The sequence below is a fragment of the Achromobacter pestifer genome, assembly GCF_902859625.1.
Lineage (GTDB): Bacteria > Pseudomonadota > Gammaproteobacteria > Burkholderiales > Burkholderiaceae_B > Achromobacter > Achromobacter pestifer.
Genome location: NZ_CADIJX010000001.1, coordinates 460,916 through 477,785, shown reverse-complemented (window position 1 = coordinate 477,785; position 16,870 = coordinate 460,916). Strand labels below are relative to the sequence as shown.

Here is a 16,870-nt window from a genome sequence, read left to right as displayed (position 1 = left end):
TTGTTCGAGGCTAATAACAATGGTTGAACGCCGTCCCTGGCTGGATATTCTGGCCCACTTCATTCTGCTCTGCGGAGTGGCGATGGTGGCATTTCCGCTCTACATCACTTTCGTGGCGTCTACCCAGACCGCCCAGGAAGTGGCGCAAGCGCCGATGTCGCTGATTCCTGGTCCGCATTTTGTCGATAACTACATGCAGGCGCTGTTCGGCGGCTCGTCCGGCGGTTCGTCGGGCGCTCCCGTGGGCCGCATGATGTACGTCAGCCTGATCATGGCGCTGTGCATTTCCATCGGCAAGATCGCGATTTCCCTGTTGTCGGCTTTCGCGGTGGTGTACTTCCGCTTTCCCGGCCGCATGTTCTTCTTCTGGATGATCTTCGTCACGCTCATGCTGCCCGTTGAAGTCCGGATCGCGCCTACCTACAAGGTGGTGGCGGACCTGGGCCTGCTCAACAGCTACGCCGGCCTGACCCTGCCACTGATCGCCTCGGCCACGGCCACGTTCCTGTTCCGCCAGTTCTTCCTGACGGTCCCGGACGAGCTGATTGAAGCCGCCCGGATCGACGGCGCGGGTCCGGTGCGTTTCTTCTTCGACGTGCTGCTGCCGCTGTCCAAGACCAGCATTGCCGCCCTGTTCGTGATCCAGTTCATCTACGGCTGGAACCAATACCTGTGGCCACTGCTTGTCACCACCCAGGAAGACATGTACCCCGTCGTCATCGGCATCAAGCGGATGATCAGCGGCGGTGACAGCGTGACCGAATGGAACATCACCATGGCCACCGCCATGCTTGCCATGATTCCGCCGGCGCTGGTCGTCATCCTGATGCAGAAATGGTTCGTCAAGGGTCTGGTCGACACGGAAAAATGACCCCCACGCCGCGCCCACCCGAACACGACTCCGAACACGAATAAACATGGCTACTCTCAGCTTCCGCAACGTCAAGAAAACCTATGCCGGCAATGTGCCGGTCATCCACGGCATCGACATGGATGTCAAAGACGGTGAATTCATCGTCATCGTCGGCCCGTCTGGCTGCGGCAAGTCCACGCTGATGCGCATGGTCGCCGGCCTGGAATCCGTCACCAGCGGAGACATCGTGATTGACGGCAAGGTCGTCAACACCCTGGAGCCGGCCGAACGCGACATCGCGATGGTGTTCCAGAACTACGCGCTCTACCCGCACATGACCGTGTTTGAGAACATGGCCTACGGCTTGAAGATCCGCAAGTTCTCCAAGGACGAGATCAAGAAGCGCGTGGACATCGCCGCGCAGATCCTGGAACTGGGCCACCTGCTGGATCGCCGCCCGCGCGCCCTGTCCGGCGGTCAACGCCAACGGGTCGCCATGGGCCGCGCCATCGTGCGCGAACCCAAGGTATTCCTGTTCGACGAACCCTTGTCGAACCTGGACGCCAAACTGCGCGTGGCGATGCGCCTGGAAATCATGAAGCTGCATCGGCGCCTGGGCACCACCAGCCTGTACGTCACGCACGATCAAGTGGAAGCCATGACGCTGGCCCACCGCATGATCGTCATGTACCAAGGCGTGCCCGAACAGATCGGCACCCCGATGGAGGTGTTCGAGAAGCCCGCCTCGACGTTTGTCGCGGGCTTCATCGGCTCGCCCCCGATGAACCTGATGGAAGTCCAGGTTTCCGGCGACGGCACCGTGCAAACCACGGACGGCATGGCACTGGAGATCTCGCCGCTGCAAGTGCCCGCACAGGTGCGTGGCCGCAAGATCATCATGGGCATGCGGCCCGAACACATGTTGCTGAACACGCAAGGCGTGCCGGCCGAAGTTGAAATGGTCGAAACGCTGGGCTCCGAACAGCTGGTGCACTGCCGTTGCGGCAAGACCACGCTTGTCGTGCGCTGCACCACCCGCCAATTGTCCGAGTCGTCCGCCAAGGTGGGCGATCGCGTCAATGTGGGCCCGGACGGCCGCCATCCGCTGCATTGGTTTGAAGCCGACACCGGCCGCCGCGTCCAAGGCCTGTAAGCGGTTCTGCACGCCCGGAGGGGCACCGGCGGCCGGATGGCCTGCCCTCCCCTCCGAACCCGCCCCGTCCTGGGGCGGTTTCTTCCCCATCTTCAATACGTATACGTCACCATCGTCCCGATGGAGTACTGGTTGCGGTCCTTCACGATGGGACTGTCGGCCGCATCGCCAAACAATCGCCGCGCTTCGGCCGCCACCGTCCACGACCAGGACTCGGTGACCGGCAGCGTCCACGTCGCCCCCAAGCCCACGCTTTCCAGGCCGCCTTTCGGGTTGTAGCGGCGATACCCGGATTTCGCCGATTGCTGGCCGCTGACGCCATACCAGGTGCGCATGTAGTTGCCGTCGCCAAGCGTGCCGCTCAGTGCCAGCGACACCGAACCCGCCGATCCTTCATACACCGTCGTGCTGGCGCCCAGGTTGAACATCGTATAGGCGCTACCGACGTCCTTGTCGTCACCCTTCTTGAATGCGTGCGCCACGGTCGCAGACAGCACGACAGGCCCCAGCGCCGTCTCGGCGTCCATGCCGATCTGCGCACGGCTTTTGATATCGCCCATGCCGCGCAGCTTGTCCGACCCTTGAAACCCCTTCTTGTGATCCTTGCGCGACGCACTGGGCGCCACATAGAAGCGGAAGGTGCTGTCCAGCGCCTGTGTCTCCCACCCCAAGCCGTGATCCGTGCCCAGAAAGAAGCCGTTCGGACTGCGCACACCCAGGCCCACGATCGGCGCGACCGAACTCTCGTCACTACCGCTGTAGCGCGGCGCATAGCCCACCCCGGCCGTGCCGTAGAAGGTCCATTGCCCTTCGGGGCGGTCCTCGCCGGTTGCCACCGTCAACCCCCGGGAGCTTGCGCCCCGCTGCCCGTAGACCGAACTGGCTTCCGCCACAACAAGTTCGCCAGCGGCCGCTGGCAGCACTGGCACGGCGGCAAACAGGCCGGCCACGGCGACACGACGTGGGACGAAAGACAAACGGAAAAATCGCTTCATAACAGCATCCAGAGGAAACGAGGTTGAAAAAAAGACGGGCGTCAGGCGCCCGCAGGGTGAAAATCAGTGGATGTCGGGGCCTTGCTTGGCCTGCTGCATCAAGCGCATGGCCAACGTCGACACGGCGGCCACCAACGGCTCACTCGTATCGGAATTGCTCATGACCAAAACGGCGAGCTTGTCTTGAGGCGCCAGCAGATACCGGGCGTGGAAGGCTTCGGTGGCGCCGCTGTGCTCGCGCAGGGAACCGCCGCCCACAAGGTCTTCGCCGCAGGGCGCGGCCAGCCAGGACAGCGCCAAGCGGCAGCTCAGGTCCAGGCTGGCGCCCGATACCGTTTCCAGGTTCAACACGGCCTGCGCGGATTCATCTTTGAGCACGCGCGCGCCCCTGAATACGCCCCCGGCGAACAACATGCTTGAAAACCGAGCCATCTCGGCCGTGCTCATCCACAGGCCGTCCGCCGCCTCATTGGGCTGAGGCGTTTCGGCCCAGGGCACCCCAAGGCGATATCCGGCCGCGCGCAACTCAAGCATGCGGGCATTCACCTGATAGCCGGCGCGCGGCATATTCAACGGTTGCAGGATGGTGCGCCGGACATAGGTGTCCAGCGGCTCTTTGGCGGCGTACGCCACCATGTCGCCCAACAAGGCATAGGCCATGTCGGCACGCGCACGGCCCATGGTGTCTTCCAGGGTCGCCGGATGCAGCGTCAGCAGATTGCGGGCGGTGTACGGGTCTGCCCCCATCCACTGCATCGCATTGCGACGGGGCTGTAGCTGCCAGTCTGGCAAGCTCTGGCCGGCAGGCGCATCAAGCGGCAGCCGGCCTTCGTCCGACGCGCGGAATACCCCTGCCGCGGTGACGATCTTGCTGATGGCGCCTACGCGATACAGCGTATCGCTGGTTGCGGTGCGATGCCGGTGGGCATCCGCGTAGCCAAAGCCCGTGCTCCAGACCACACGCTGGTCATCCACGATGGCAATCGACAGGCCCGGCACCTTGTGCCTGCCCATGTCATACGGGATGCGCTGCTCCAGGTAGCCCAGGACCGCGTTGTAGTCGCCTTTGGCGACCGTGGGCGGCGCGGACGGCGGCAGATGCTGGCAGCCGCCTGCGGCGACCAGCAACGACCCGATGGCAACCAGGCGGCTAAGAGAGAACATGACTTGCTGCAAACCCTAAGACAGGAGAATGCCGTCATGCTATCCACGGGCCTAAACCGGATCTTTCCCGCTTTGTATGGAGTTTGTGAAGATTGGAGGAACGCTTTGTGAAGTTTCTTTACGCCTGCGCGCAGGCGGCTGTCAGGCCGCCTTCCAGCTGACGATGAAACGTGCGCCGCCCAAGGGGCTATCAGTCGCGACGGCCGTGCCGTTATGCCACCTTGCCACGCGGCTCACAATGGCCAGCCCCAGCCCGGTGCCGCCCGTGCCGCGGTCTCGGCTTTCGTCCAGACGGATGAAGGGCTCGAAGATGCGTTCGCGATCGGCGGGGGGCACTCCCGGACCATCGTCATCCACCGTCAGCACGTATTCCTGCGGCGCCGGACTGGTCAGGCAAACTTGAACACGGCCCCCCGCGTGGCGGATGGCATTCTGAAGCAGATTCAACAGCGCCCGCGTCATGTAACGCTGATGCAGCCGCACGTCGGCCACGTCGCATTGCGACACGACACAATGCACACCGGACACGCCCGCCTCGTAGGCGGCATGCTGCACCACGGAATCCAGCCAACCGCGCGCATCCTGCGCCCGCAGCGCGACATCATCGTTCTTGTGCTCCAGGCGGGCGTACATCAGCAGCTCGGAAGCCATGCTGTCCAGCTCGGCCACGTCGCTCTTCATTTCCTCGACCAGCCGCTTGCGCGCAGCCGGGTCGCCTTCGCGGTCGATCATGTCCAGTTCAAAGGACAGGCGGGCAATCGGGGTGCGCAGCTCATGCGACACGGCATTGGTCAGGTCGCGCTGATTGCTGATCAGTGCGCCGATGCGGTCGGACATCTGGTTGAACGTGTCACCCAGATTGCGAATGCTGGAATGCCGCGACAACCGCGCCCGCGCTTGCAGATCCCCCTGGCCCATGCGCTGGGCCGCCGTCTTCAGGGCTTCAAGGTCACGCCAAATGGGCAGCGCCCACACCAGCATGAACGCGCAAAGCAGCAGGCCAAGCGCGGAATAGATCGCGGCGATCACCCACGGGCCAATGGGCGGTTCTGGCGGCATCTTCACTTCAAGCCACTGCGCCCCCGGCCCCGGGATGGCGGTCACAAACGTCATCAGCTTGTCGCGCTGCAAGAACCCGCCTTCGGCGATCGTCTTGCGCTCATCATCCGTCAGTTGATAACTTGCAGCCTCGTAGTCGGCGGGGGCCAGCACTTTCAAGCCCAGGCCGTAGTGCGGCACCAGGGCATCGCGCACATAGTCGGCGCGCGCCTCCGGCGCAATCTTGCCCACCTCTTGGGTCAGGCTATGAAGCTGCCCTCGCACCGCTTCACGCGCATACGCCGCGTTGACCGGCTCAAAGAAGTAATTGGCGGTTCGGTCCACCACTTCGTTGGAGATGACGAAACCGATCGCCAGCACCACGAAGAGCCGCAGGACGAACTTAAGCATCGCCACCCTCGTGTGCCTTCGGCGAGAACAGATAGCCCTTGCCCCACACGGTCTTGATGCGCGCGGGATCGCGTGGGTCATCGTCCAGCTTGCGGCGCAGCTTGCTGACGCACACGTCCACGCTGCGATCCAGTCCGTTGAACTCGATACCCCGGACGGCGTTGAGCAAATCGTCGCGGGTCAGCACCTGGCCGGCCTGGCTGGCCAGGGCCCAGAGCATTTCGAACTCCATCGTCGTGAGATCGACTTCGACCCCCGCGTGAACGACGGCGCGCGTTCGCCGGTCGATGACAAGCGGCCCGAACTCCAGATGTTCCGGCGGCTCGTCCAATTGGTTGTGACGGCGCATCAGCGCCCGGATCCGCGCCAGCAACACCCGGGGTTCAACGGGTTTGATGACGTAATCGTCAGCGCCGGACTCCAGCCCCAGGATCTGATCCAGGTCGTCCTCGCGCGCAGTCAGCATCAAGATGGGCGCGGAAGAGAACGCGCGCAGGTCTCGACACACTTGCAGGCCATCACGGCCGGGCAGCATCAGATCCAGAATGGTGATCGCCGGATCATGCCGACGAAAGGCTTCCACGGCATGGTCGCCACGATAAGCCTGGGCGACGTTGAACCCATGTTGCTCCAAGAACTGCGCGATCAGGCGCGACAGCTTGGGATCGTCTTCGACTAGCAGGGCCTTGGTCATAGTAGGCGGACAAGAGTAGGTCTAGGGGTCGCATCGCTTTCGCGTGCGGTGGTCCGGCCGTTCGACACCGGGGCTGCAATCCGGTTCCCGACGGGCGGCGTGCCAATGCAAAAGCCGGGCCGGAAGACTGTGGCTTCCGGCCCGGCGGTCATGTGGACGCTTGCGTGCCCACATTTGATGCCACGGGCATCAGGGCTATTGACCCCGAGCCCGCCAGCGCATCACTTGAAGACGGTCTTGGAACCATCCTTGTGCCAGGTAAACACGTCGAACGAGAAGTTCGTCAAGTCGCCTTGCTTGTTCCACGACACCTTGCCAATCGGGGTATCGAAGGAATTGGCGTGCAGGTACTTGGCAACCTTGGTCGGGTCATCGGAGCCAGCGCCCTTGATGCCATCCGCAATGACCTGAGTGGCCGTGTAGGCCGTCATCTGGAAGGCGCCGCCCGCATTGCGCTTCTTGGCCTCGAACGACTTCACGATGTCAGCGTTGGCGGCGTTCTGGGTGAAGTCGGCCGGCAGGGTCAGCAACATGCCTTCGACGGCGTCGCCGGCGATGGCGTTGATGTCCGGGTTGCCCACGCCTTCCGGTCCCATCCACTTGGCCTTCACGCCTTGCTCGGCCGCCTGACGCAGCAACAGACCCATTTCAGGGTGATAGCCGCCGTAGTAGACAAAATCCACGCCCTGGCTCTTCAGCTTGGTGATCACGGCCGAATAGTCGCTGTCGCCGGCATTGATGCCTTCAAACACCGCGACCGGCACGCCACCCTTTTCCAGGTCGTTCTTGACGGCCGTGGCGATGCCCTGGCCATACGACTGCTTGTCGTGCAGCACGGCAGCCTTCTTCGGCTTGATCTTCTCCAGCACGAATTTGGCGGCCGCGGGACCTTGCTGGTCATCACGGCCGATCGTGCGGAAGATGAACTCATAGTTCTTGCCATCGGTCACGGCAGGCGCCGTCGCCGACGGCGTCACCATGACGACGCCTTCGTTGTTGTAGATGTCCGCGGCGGCGATGGTCGCGCCCGAGCACACGTGGCCCACCACGAAGCCGATCTTGCTGTTGACGACGCGATTGGCGGCAACCGGACCCTGCTTGGGCTCGCAGCCATCGTCGATCACCACCGTTTCGAGCTTCTTGCCGTTCACGCCGCCAGCCGCATTGATACGCTCGACCGCGGTATCAACACCTTCACGGACCATATCGCCGTACTGGGTGACGGCGCCGGTGGTGGGGCCGACAACGCCAATCTTGATGGTTTGCGCTTGCGCTCCCGCCGCAAACGTCAGGCCAGCGGCGACTCCCAGCGCCGCAATGACCGGGGTCAGACGAAATACTGGCTTCATGAGTGGACTCCTCTAATCGCTTGTAATCGTTGGTTTTTGAACTGGGCGGACGCCGGATAGCGATGTGGTCACGCCCCGTTACTGTGCATTTGCACGGCAAGCATACACTGAAAAAACCTGGCATCTGGAGCCCATCCGGCCCGACTTCCCGTGGCCTTCAGGCGGTTGGGTGCCGCATCGCGCCGGCCTGCCACCTTATGCCCACCAACGTATATGCAAAAGACGATTTATTCGTTTGAGTTACTAAAGCGTCGCGGCATCATGGCCGCCATGAGACTCCAACCGATCATCGTCCCCGGATGGAAAAACTCCGGACCAGACCACTGGCAATCGCGCTGGGCGACCTTGTTGCCTCACGCCGTGCGCATCCAACAACGCGACTGGGAAAACCCGGAAGCGCCTGAATGGATCTCCACGCTGGCCTCCGAAGTCGACCAGGCTCGCAGCCCGGTATTGCTGATTGCCCATAGCCTGGGCTGTCTGATCAGTGCCGCCCTGCCCGTCCCATTGCGCGCCAAGGTGGCAGGCGCGCTGCTGGTCGCCCCTGCCGACGTGGAACGCGCCGACGCGCCAGCCTGCCTACGCGGATTCGCCCCCATCCCACGTCAATCCCTGCCATTCCAGAGCGTGGTGATCGCCAGTGACGACGACCCCTACTGCCGTCTGGAGCGTGCCCGCGCCTTTGCCCAAGACTGGGGCAGCCGGGTGATTGTGTTGTCGGGCGCCGGACACATCAACGCGGATAGCGGCTTGGCCGACTGGCCCCAGGGCCTGAAGATCTTCGGTGCGTTACGCCGCCGCGCCTCATGGCGCATCGCCCCGCCGGGCAAGCGCATTTCACCCGTGCCCGTATGCGGCCTGCCGTGAATCTTTTTGTAACGCCTGATGGATTGCGCGCAACATGCGCGCTTTTTTTTGTCGAAAATTTTGGGTTAGTTTCCCTAGCCTGGCACGAATTTCACCTGACTTTTAGCTGATTCTTGCAAGTTTTGCGGGTCTTGACAGTAATGGGCTCGATTTTCGTCACGCCTGAATCGTTTTGATTAATCTTGCCCAATACAAGTTACAAATGATTGATATCCTACGCCCCCAGAAGCATTAAGACAGCGAAATGAAAGGGCCGTTGCGTACGTTGCCCCCGAGGCCATGCGGTTCCACGCGCCGGGAGCTTGGCGGTTGAAGCCTTCAAATACAGTAAAATCACGCAATTAAAATCAATTTGTTTCTGCGCGAACATCATACGAAGGCCCACCGCTTGCAACGCGAGAGGAGAAGAAGCCATTGTTGGTCGGACAGGAAAACAGACAAATCAGGTAATGAGCATAACGAGCATTTTCATGGCGCTCCGGCAGCGGCGCCAACGCAGTGTCCAAGACAGTACGGGGGCCATCCTCGAGATGGCAGCAATAGGGAGAACCGCCAAATCGGGCCGTATCGGCCGCACTTGAACGTCAGCCACAGATTCAGTCTTGGTCTGATTGACAAGGCGTCGACCACTCCGGCACCTAGGCCACAACCGGCCCCTATTTCCCCTTGCGGCGAGACCGCACTCATATACCGCGTCGGGCGTCGACGGGGTTAGAAGGACACTGCATGGCTAAGCGCGTTGCCATCATCGGACTATCGTTCCGATTCCCCAGCACCACCGTGGACAGCTATTGGCCTGCTCTCTTGGAGGGCCGTGACCTGGTCTCCCGCGTTGCCGAGGACCGGTGGTCCGCCGACGCCTATCTGCACCCCGCCAAGGACCATCCCGGCACCGCCTACACCTTTGCCGCCGGCTCCATCGGTGACATTGCCGGGTTCGACGCCGGCTTCTTCGGTATTTCCCCGCGTGAAGCCGCGCTCATGGACCCCCAGCAACGCCTGTTGCTGGAAATGAGCTGGGAAGCCATGGAGCAAGCGGGCGTGCGACCGTCCACCCTGCGCGGCACGAATTGCGGCGTCTATATAGGCATCGCCAGCTCTGACTACGCCTATCGCCTGGCCGAAGACCTGAATGCCGTCGATGCATCGATGGCGACGGGCAACACGGCCAGCATCGCCGCCAACCGCTTGTCGTATTTCTTCGACCTGCGCGGCCCCAGCATCGCCATGGACACCGCGTGCTCGTCGTCCCTGGTGGCATTCCACCAAGCGTGCCGCGCCATCGTTTCCGGCGAATGCAGCCAGGCCCTTGCCGGCGGCGTGAGTCTGCACCTACATCCTTACGGCTTCATTACCTTCTCCAAGGCATCGATGTTGTCGCCCCGCGGGCGTTGCAACGTATTTGACGCCGCGGGCGACGGCTATGTCCGGTCGGAAGGCGGCGGCATCTTTCTGTTGAAAGACTATGACCAAGCCGTTGCCGACGGCGACAACATCCTGGCCGTCGTGGCGGGATCAGCCGTCAATACCGATGGCCGCAAGTCCGGCCTGACCGTGCCCAGCGCCGACGCGCAGGCCGCGCTGATGCGCCAGGTCTACGAACAGGCAGGCATTTCACCCGCCAATATCGATTACCTGGAAGCGCACGGAACCGGCACGGCTGTCGGCGACCCGATCGAAACCCGCGCCATCGGTGCAGCCTTGGCGCAGCAGCGCGGCAAAGACGCGCCGCTGCCCATCGGCTCGGTCAAAAGCAATCTGGGCCACCTGGAAGCGGCCTCGGGCGTGGCTGGCCTGGTCAAGGCCATGTACGTGCTGCGCCACCGCGAGGTGCCAGCCACCATTGGCATCAAAACACTCAATCCCAAGATTGAATTCCAGAACTGGAATCTGGATGTCGTCACCCAGAACCGCAAGCTGCGCCAGAAAGGCAAGCTTGTCGTAGGCGTGAATTCGTTCGGTTTCGGCGGCGCCAATGCCCACGTGATCCTGGAAAGCGCCCCTCCGCGCAGCCCGGCCGTCGAAGGCAAAATGGCCAAGACCGCGCCGATTCCGGTGCTGGTGTCGGGCAAATCGCCCCAAGCCCTGAAAGCCGCTGCGCTTCAGATGGCAGCCGTCTTGCGCGATCAGCCGGCCAAGTTTCTTTACAACGCGGCCTATCATGCGGCGATGCGGCGTGACTGGCACACGGAACGCGCCGTCGTCTTTGGCACCCAATGCAATACCATCGCCGACCTGCTTCAGCAGTTCGGTGACGACGCCGAACCCAGGCACGAAGTGACGATCGGCACCGCGTTGAAGCAAGCGCGCGGCCCCGTCATGGTTTATTCAGGCAATGGCTCGCAGTGGGCCAACATGGGCCGACGCCTGTTGTCCGATCCCGTGTTCGCCACGGCCATCGACGAAGTCGACGCCCTGTTTTCGCAATACGCCGATTTCTCGCTGCACAAGGAATTGGCCGGTGAAAACGGCGACGACCGCTACGAACGCACCGAAATCGCCCAACCCGCCCTGTTCGCGCTACAGGTAGGCATCACACGGATGCTGGCGCAACGCGGCGTTGTGCCGTCGGCCGTCATTGGCCACAGCGTCGGTGAAGTCGCCGCGGCCTGGGCCTGCGGCGCGCTGAGCCTGCCCGACGCCGTCTGCGTCATCTTCCAACGCAGCCGCCTGCAAGGCGAAACCAAGGGCCAGGGCCGCATGACGGCTGTTGGCATCAACGGGGAAGAAACGCTGGCGCTGATCGCCCAGCACAACCTGGGCGACCGCCTGTGCGTGGCCGGCTTCAACAGCAGCCGAGGCGCCACCGTGGCCGGCTCACCGGAAGCCCTGAGCCTGCTTGAGGCCGCACTGGGCGAGCAGGCACTGTTCTTCCGTCGCCTGGACCTGGACTACGCCTTCCACAGCCCCGCGATGGATGCCATCGAACAGGGCATCCAGGATGCGCTGGCCGGCATCCAACCGCGTGCGAACGACATCCCCTTCTACTCCACCGTCACCGGCGCGCTTCTGGAAGGCACCGCGTTGACCGCCGATTACTGGTGGCACAACGTGCGCGAGCCGGTGCGCTTCGAGCAAGCCGCCAATCAATTGGCAGCCGAAGGCAATAACATCTTCGTCGAGGTCGGCCCGCACCCGTTGCTGCGTTCCTACCTGAACGACACGCTCAAGACGGCCGACATGCACGGGCGCGTACTGAGCACCGCCACCCGCGGCGGCGACGATCCCGAGAAAATCTGGACGGCAGCCGGGCAAGTCATCGTCAGCGGCGGCCAGATCGATCTGCAATCGCTCTTTCCCTGGGAAGGCCCGGCGGTCGAACTGCCGACCTACCCATGGCAGCGCGAGCGCCACTGGCATCCCACCACCGCAGAATCGCTTGGCCTGCTATCGCGGCGCCACGTACACCCGCTGCTGGGCTATGCCTTGCAGCAGCATGAGAACACCTGGGAAAACCAGCTGGATACCCAGTCGCATCCGGCGCTGGCCGACCACGTCGTCGGCGATGCCGTGGTCTTCCCCGGCACCGGTTTCGCCGAAATCGCGCTGGCGGCGGCTCTGCAATGGCAAGACGGCGACTGTGCCGAACTTGAAGAGCTGGAAATCCACGCCCCGCTGCTGCTGAACGCCTCGCCCAGCAAGCTGACTCGCTTTGTGCTGGACGACTCCGACGGCCGATTCCGCATCAACGCCAAAGACACGAACAGCACGGAACCGTGGAGCAAGCATGCCAGCGGCCGCCTGCTGCGCGAAGCGCGTCCAGCGCGGCTGACCCAGCCCACCCTGACGCTGCCCAACCGTGCCCCCGACTTTACCGGCGACACCCATAATGCCCTGACGCGCGCAGTGGGCCTGGACTACGGTCCAGCCTTCCGCGCCGTGACGCATGGCTGGATGGAATCCGACAGCAGCGTCCTGGCGGTCTTGCAAGCCGACCCTTGCATTGCAAGCGAACTTGGCGCGACACACCTGCATCCCGCGCTGCTCGACTGCGCTTTCCAATTGATCATTCAATTGCTGCGCGATGATCCCGCGATGGGCCAGGGCATTGCCTTCGTACCGGCCAAGATCGGGCGTCTGAGCCTGCGAGCGCACGCCGGCCAGCCTGCGGCCGCCCGCGTGCGGCTGGAACGCCGCGCGCCTCACTCGCTCACTGCCAGTTTCGAACTCTACAACGCCGCCGGCGAACAGATCGCGGCCGTCGAGCAAGCCCGTTTCCGCAGCATCCGCCTGCGCAAACCGGCCGCCGACCACCTGAACTTCCTGGATACGGTTGCCACGCCACGCCCGCATGCGCCGTTTGGCCCCAATCCGCTGAACGCCGACCTGCTGCGCACCGTGCTGTCCAGCGCGCTTGCGCAATGCATGGAAGATGGCTCGCACGCCCGCTATGCCGAGGAAGTCGACCCCCTGCTGGAAAGCCTGTGCGACGGCTTCTCCCTGGATGCGCTGCGTCAGATCGCGCCTGATGGCGTGCTTCTGCCACAAGCCCTGGTCTTCGAACTGAGCCGCTACGCGCCCGACTCCGCGCTACTGCTCCAGCACACCATCTCGCGCCTGACGGCCGCCGGCTACGCTGAAGCCAGCGCCGCCGGCATCCATCTGCCGCTGCGCAGCGACAATGAAAGCGGCACCACGGACATCTGGAATACGCTGCTGCGTGAATATCCGGATTACGCCCAGATCGTCCATGCGGTGGGCCGCATCGGCCTGCACCTGCCTGCCCTGTTACGCGGTGAAGCCACACTGGACGCCACTTGCCCCCGTGCCAGCACACCCGCGTCGATCAGCCGCAGCGCGCTAGGCGCCGCCAGCAGCCAACGCCTGGGCACCGCTTTGCAGACCGTACTGGCACAAGCACAGGCCAATCGCCAGCCCGGCCAACGCCTGGCCATCCTGGAAGTGGGCCAGGCCGCACCACTTTTCGCCTTCAGTTGCTGCGACTCGCTGGATTTCAACGTCGCGGATTACTGCTATGCATCGAACAGCGCAGACGTGCTGGATCACGTCGTCCATCAACAGTCTGAACGCTACCCCAATGCCCGGACTGAGCTCATCGGCGAAGGCGGCGTAGCTCCCACGGCGCTGAACGATCTGGCCATCTTCCATTGCGAATTCGACACGCTGGAAGCCGCCCGCGCGGCCTTGCGCCATGCGCGCGCCAGCCTGCGGGCGGATGGCGTCTTGCTGTTCTGCGCTGCCCACCCGGCAGCCTGGGGCGACTTCGTGTTTGGCGGCAGGCAGAATTGGTGGCAAACCGGAGAAGGCGGCGAACAACTGTCCACGCAGCAACCCGCCGATTTCTGGCAGGACGAACTCCGATCGCTGGGGTTCGTCTGCGACAGCCCGCTTGAATTCTCGCCGTCGTTCTCAAGCGGCGCGTATTTGTTGACCGCTCGTCTGGATGGCGAGCAAGCCTCAGCAGCCGCACCAGAGGCCGATTCCGGAAACACCCCCGCAAATTGGCTGATCCTGGCCGACCACAACCCCGAGCATGGCGCGGGATTGGCGCTGTCGCTGGAAGCCAAGTTGAGAGCCTCCGGACATCACGTCCGCCTGGCCACGCTGACCGCGGCGGACGAACTGGACGGCTTGCTGCGCAACGGTGCCACGGGTCCGGTCAACCACGTCATCCACCTGGATGGTCTGACCTGGGCCGACGCCCACCAGACACCAGACGAATTGCTCACCCTGCAAACCCGGCGTTGCGCAACAGCGGCTGCCGTCATCCAAGCGTGCGAACGCACGCAGACGGCCGCGACCGTATGGCTGATCACCGCGGATGCCGTGCAGTATCTACGCCGAGCGCCCGACTCGCCGGCCGCCATGCACGCGCTGAACGATGCCGCGCTTTGGGGCTATGGCCGCACGCTGGCCAACGAAGCCTCCAATTTCCGCATCCGGATGGTTGATCTGCCGCTGGCCCAGGCCGGCAGCCTGACCGATGCCTTGATGCGCGAGTTCACTTGCGTCGATAGCGAAGACGAAATCATCTTCGACGAAACCGGCGCACGTTACGCCCCGCGCCTGCGTCAGACCTCACGCCCAACGCCCGCCGTGGCCGACGCCCAGGCCTCACAAGCCGTGCGCCTGGGCTTCGAGTTCCCGGGCCAGCTGCGCAATCTGCGCTGGGAATCGTGCCCCGCGCCTGCCCCCGCCGACGATGAGCTTGAGGTGCGCATCGAGGCCACCGGCCTGAACTTCCGCGATGTCATGTATGCGCTGGGCCTGCTGTCCGACGAAGCCATCGAAAACGGCTTTGCCGGCCCGACGCTGGGCCTGGAATTCTCGGGTACCGTGATCCGGGTTGGATCGGACGTGGAAGGCTACGCCGTGGGCGATGCCGTCGTGGGTTTCGGCCCCGCCAGCTTCGGCGACCGCGTGCTCACCAAGCCCAGCGCCATCTCGCATATCCCTGAGGGTTTCTCGTTCGAGGCCGCGGCCACGATCCCCAGCACCTTCTTCACGGTCTACTACGCCCTGCACCACCTGGCACGGCTGGAAGAAGGCGAAAAGATCCTGATCCACGGTGCAGCCGGCGGCGTCGGCATCGCCGCCATCCAGTTTGCGCAATGGCTGGGCGCGGACATCTACGCCACTGCCGGTTCCGACGAAAAGCGCGACCTGCTGCGCCTGTTGGGCGTGCGCCATATCTATGACTCGCGCTCGCTTTCCTACGCAGACGAGATCCTCGCCGACACGGGTGGTCGTGGCGTCGATGTCGTGTTGAATTCGTTGGCCGGTGAAGCCATCAATCGCAATCTGCGCGTCCTGAAACCGTTTGGACGTTTCCTGGAACTGGGCAAGCGCGACTTCTACGAGAACACGCGCATCGGCCTGCGTCCGTTCCGCAACAACATCAGCTACTTCGGCATCGATGCCGATCAACTGATGAACGAACGCCCGGACCTGACCCAACGCCTGTTCGGTCAGATGATGGCGTTGTTCCGCCAGGGTGTACTGCACCCCTTGCCCTATTCCGTCTTTGACGCGAACAACATCGTCGACGCCTTCCGCTACATGCAGCAGGCTCGCCAAGTTGGCAAGATCGTCGTCACCTACCGCAACGGCATCAGCGGCGTGCACACGCCAGCCCCCCACGCAGCCTCCGGCCTTAGCCTGCCGGCTGACGCCACCTATCTGGTTACGGGCGGCCTGGGTGGATTCGGCCTGCGCACGGCCCAATGGTTGACCGACAAGGGCGCCCGCAACCTGATCCTGATCAGCCGCAGCGGCCCATCCAGCGACGCCGCGCAAGCCGCCTTGTCGGCGTTCAAGGCCCAGGGCGTGCGGGTCCACGCCGCCGCCTGCGACGTCACCGATCGCCATGCACTGGCCTCTTTGCTCAACGAAACCACCGGTACCATGCCTCCCCTGAAGGGCATCGTTCACGCGGCGGTCGTGATCGACGACGGCCTGGCCCGCAGCACGACCCCTGCGCAGATTGAGCGCACGCTCGCTGCCAAGGTCCTTGGCGCCCAACACCTGCATGAACTGACTCGCGCCCTGCCGCTGGATCTATTCATCGTCTACTCGTCCGCCACGACTTTGTTCGGCAATCCCGGCCAAAGCAATTACGTCGCCGCCAATAGCTGGCTTGAGCGGCTGGCCGCCCAACGTCGAGCGGAAGGGCTTCCCGCCACCTGCGTGCGCTGGGGCGCCATCGACGATGTTGGTTTCCTTGCCCGCAACCAAAAGATCAAGGACGCGCTGCAAGGCCGCATGGGCGGTGGTGCCCTGGCATCGCAAGTCGCCTTGGATGCACTTGAAGCCATGGTGATCGCGGATACGTCGGGCCTTGGCGTGCTGGAGCTCGAATGGCGCGCGCTTAGCCGCTTTCTTCCCACGGCCAATCTGCCCAAGTTCTCTGAAATCGCGCGTCAGGCAGGCGACAACGCTGACGACGATGGCGGCGCTGACGATATCGCCCACCTGATCGCCACGCTGGATGATGCCGCCCTGCACGAACGCTTCACCGACATGCTCAAGGTAGAAATCGGCGAGATCCTGCGCGTGTCTTCGGACAAGATCGAAGCCACCCGTTCGGTCTACGACATGGGCCTGGACTCACTCATGGGGGTGGAATTGGTCGTTGCATTGGAGAACCGCTTCGGCATCCGCCTGCCGGTGATGGCGCTCAATGAAAGCCCCACGCCCGCCAAGCTGGCAGAACGACTGGTGCTGCTGCTACGCGACGAACACGATGATCAAAGCGACGCCGTGGCCGCCAGCGTTCAGCAAGTCGTTGCGAACCACGCAGCCGAAGTCGGGTCCGGCACCGTGTCGGATTTCGTCGACGAAATCAAGATGAACGGCAGTCTCCCCATGCAACGCATGATCCAGTAG

Annotated in this window: 9 protein-coding genes; 4 read left to right on the top strand and 5 right to left on the bottom strand. The window is 63.4% G+C overall.

Going from position 1 to position 16,870, the window contains the following annotated elements; translation table 11 throughout:
* Nucleotides 1-19 precede the first annotated feature (19 nt).
* Together ugpE and HV753_RS02140 are read left to right on the top strand one after the other, a co-directional pair.
* Complete coding sequence (gene ugpE, locus HV753_RS02145) at nucleotides 20-871, top strand: sn-glycerol-3-phosphate ABC transporter permease UgpE (protein WP_175172774.1); 852 nt, start codon at nucleotides 20-22, stop codon at nucleotides 869-871.
* A gap of 46 nt (nucleotides 872-917) precedes the next feature.
* Nucleotides 918-2,006, top strand: coding sequence for a sn-glycerol-3-phosphate import ATP-binding protein UgpC (locus HV753_RS02140; protein ID WP_175172773.1), 1,089 nt, complete (start codon nucleotides 918-920; stop codon nucleotides 2,004-2,006).
* Between the two features lie 92 nt (nucleotides 2,007-2,098).
* On the opposite strand, the gene HV753_RS02135 is transcribed toward HV753_RS02140, so the two are convergent.
* The 5 genes from HV753_RS02135 to HV753_RS02115 form a co-directional block, all read right to left on the bottom strand.
* Nucleotides 2,099-3,001: a MipA/OmpV family protein gene (locus tag HV753_RS02135; RefSeq protein ID WP_246288121.1), complete on the bottom strand. Its 903-nt coding sequence runs from the start codon at nucleotides 2,999-3,001 to the stop codon at nucleotides 2,099-2,101.
* 63 nt (nucleotides 3,002-3,064) lie between these two features.
* A complete protein-coding gene (locus tag HV753_RS02130; protein ID WP_175172772.1) occupies nucleotides 3,065-4,165 on the bottom strand; it encodes a serine hydrolase domain-containing protein in 1,101 nt (366 codons plus the stop codon).
* Nucleotides 4,166-4,306: 141 nt separating this feature from the next.
* The gene (locus HV753_RS02125) at nucleotides 4,307-5,614 is read right to left on the bottom strand and encodes an ATP-binding protein (RefSeq protein ID WP_175172771.1); all 1,308 of its coding nucleotides are present in this window, start codon (nucleotides 5,612-5,614) and stop codon (nucleotides 4,307-4,309) included.
* Nucleotides 5,607-6,308, bottom strand: a complete 702-nt coding sequence (locus HV753_RS02120) for a response regulator (protein WP_175172770.1) — start codon at nucleotides 6,306-6,308, stop codon at nucleotides 5,607-5,609. Before HV753_RS02120 ends, HV753_RS02125 begins: the two co-directional genes overlap by 8 nt.
* 221 nt (nucleotides 6,309-6,529) lie before the next feature.
* The gene (locus HV753_RS02115) at nucleotides 6,530-7,657 is read right to left on the bottom strand and encodes a branched-chain amino acid ABC transporter substrate-binding protein (protein ID WP_175172769.1); all 1,128 of its coding nucleotides are present in this window, start codon (nucleotides 7,655-7,657) and stop codon (nucleotides 6,530-6,532) included.
* Between the two features lie 270 nt (nucleotides 7,658-7,927).
* Here HV753_RS02115 and HV753_RS02110 point away from each other — a divergent pair, with 270 nt between their 5' ends.
* Both HV753_RS02110 and HV753_RS02105 read left to right on the top strand, forming a co-directional pair.
* Nucleotides 7,928-8,524, top strand: a complete 597-nt coding sequence (locus HV753_RS02110; RefSeq protein ID WP_175172768.1) for an RBBP9/YdeN family alpha/beta hydrolase — start codon at nucleotides 7,928-7,930, stop codon at nucleotides 8,522-8,524.
* 726 nt (nucleotides 8,525-9,250) lie between these two features.
* Nucleotides 9,251-16,870, top strand: a complete 7,620-nt coding sequence (locus HV753_RS02105; protein WP_175172767.1) for a type I polyketide synthase — start codon at nucleotides 9,251-9,253, stop codon at nucleotides 16,868-16,870.

Bases quoted from the DNA above. Each gene is read 5' to 3' on its own strand.
- ugpE (WP_175172774.1), top strand. From the start codon at position 20: ATGGTTGAACGCCGTCCCTGGCTGGATATTCTGGCCCACTTCATTCTG.
- HV753_RS02140 (WP_175172773.1), top strand. From the start codon at position 918: ATGGCTACTCTCAGCTTCCGCAACGTCAAGAAAACCTATGCCGGCAAT.
- HV753_RS02135 (WP_246288121.1), bottom strand. From the start codon at position 3,001: ATGAAGCGATTTTTCCGTTTGTCTTTCGTCCCACGTCGTGTCGCCGTG.
- HV753_RS02130 (WP_175172772.1), bottom strand. From the start codon at position 4,165: ATGTTCTCTCTTAGCCGCCTGGTTGCCATCGGGTCGTTGCTGGTCGCC.
- HV753_RS02125 (WP_175172771.1), bottom strand. From the start codon at position 5,614: ATGCTTAAGTTCGTCCTGCGGCTCTTCGTGGTGCTGGCGATCGGTTTC.
- HV753_RS02120 (WP_175172770.1), bottom strand. From the start codon at position 6,308: ATGACCAAGGCCCTGCTAGTCGAAGACGATCCCAAGCTGTCGCGCCTG.
- HV753_RS02115 (WP_175172769.1), bottom strand. From the start codon at position 7,657: ATGAAGCCAGTATTTCGTCTGACCCCGGTCATTGCGGCGCTGGGAGTC.
- HV753_RS02110 (WP_175172768.1), top strand. From the start codon at position 7,928: ATGAGACTCCAACCGATCATCGTCCCCGGATGGAAAAACTCCGGACCA.
- HV753_RS02105 (WP_175172767.1), top strand. From the start codon at position 9,251: ATGGCTAAGCGCGTTGCCATCATCGGACTATCGTTCCGATTCCCCAGC.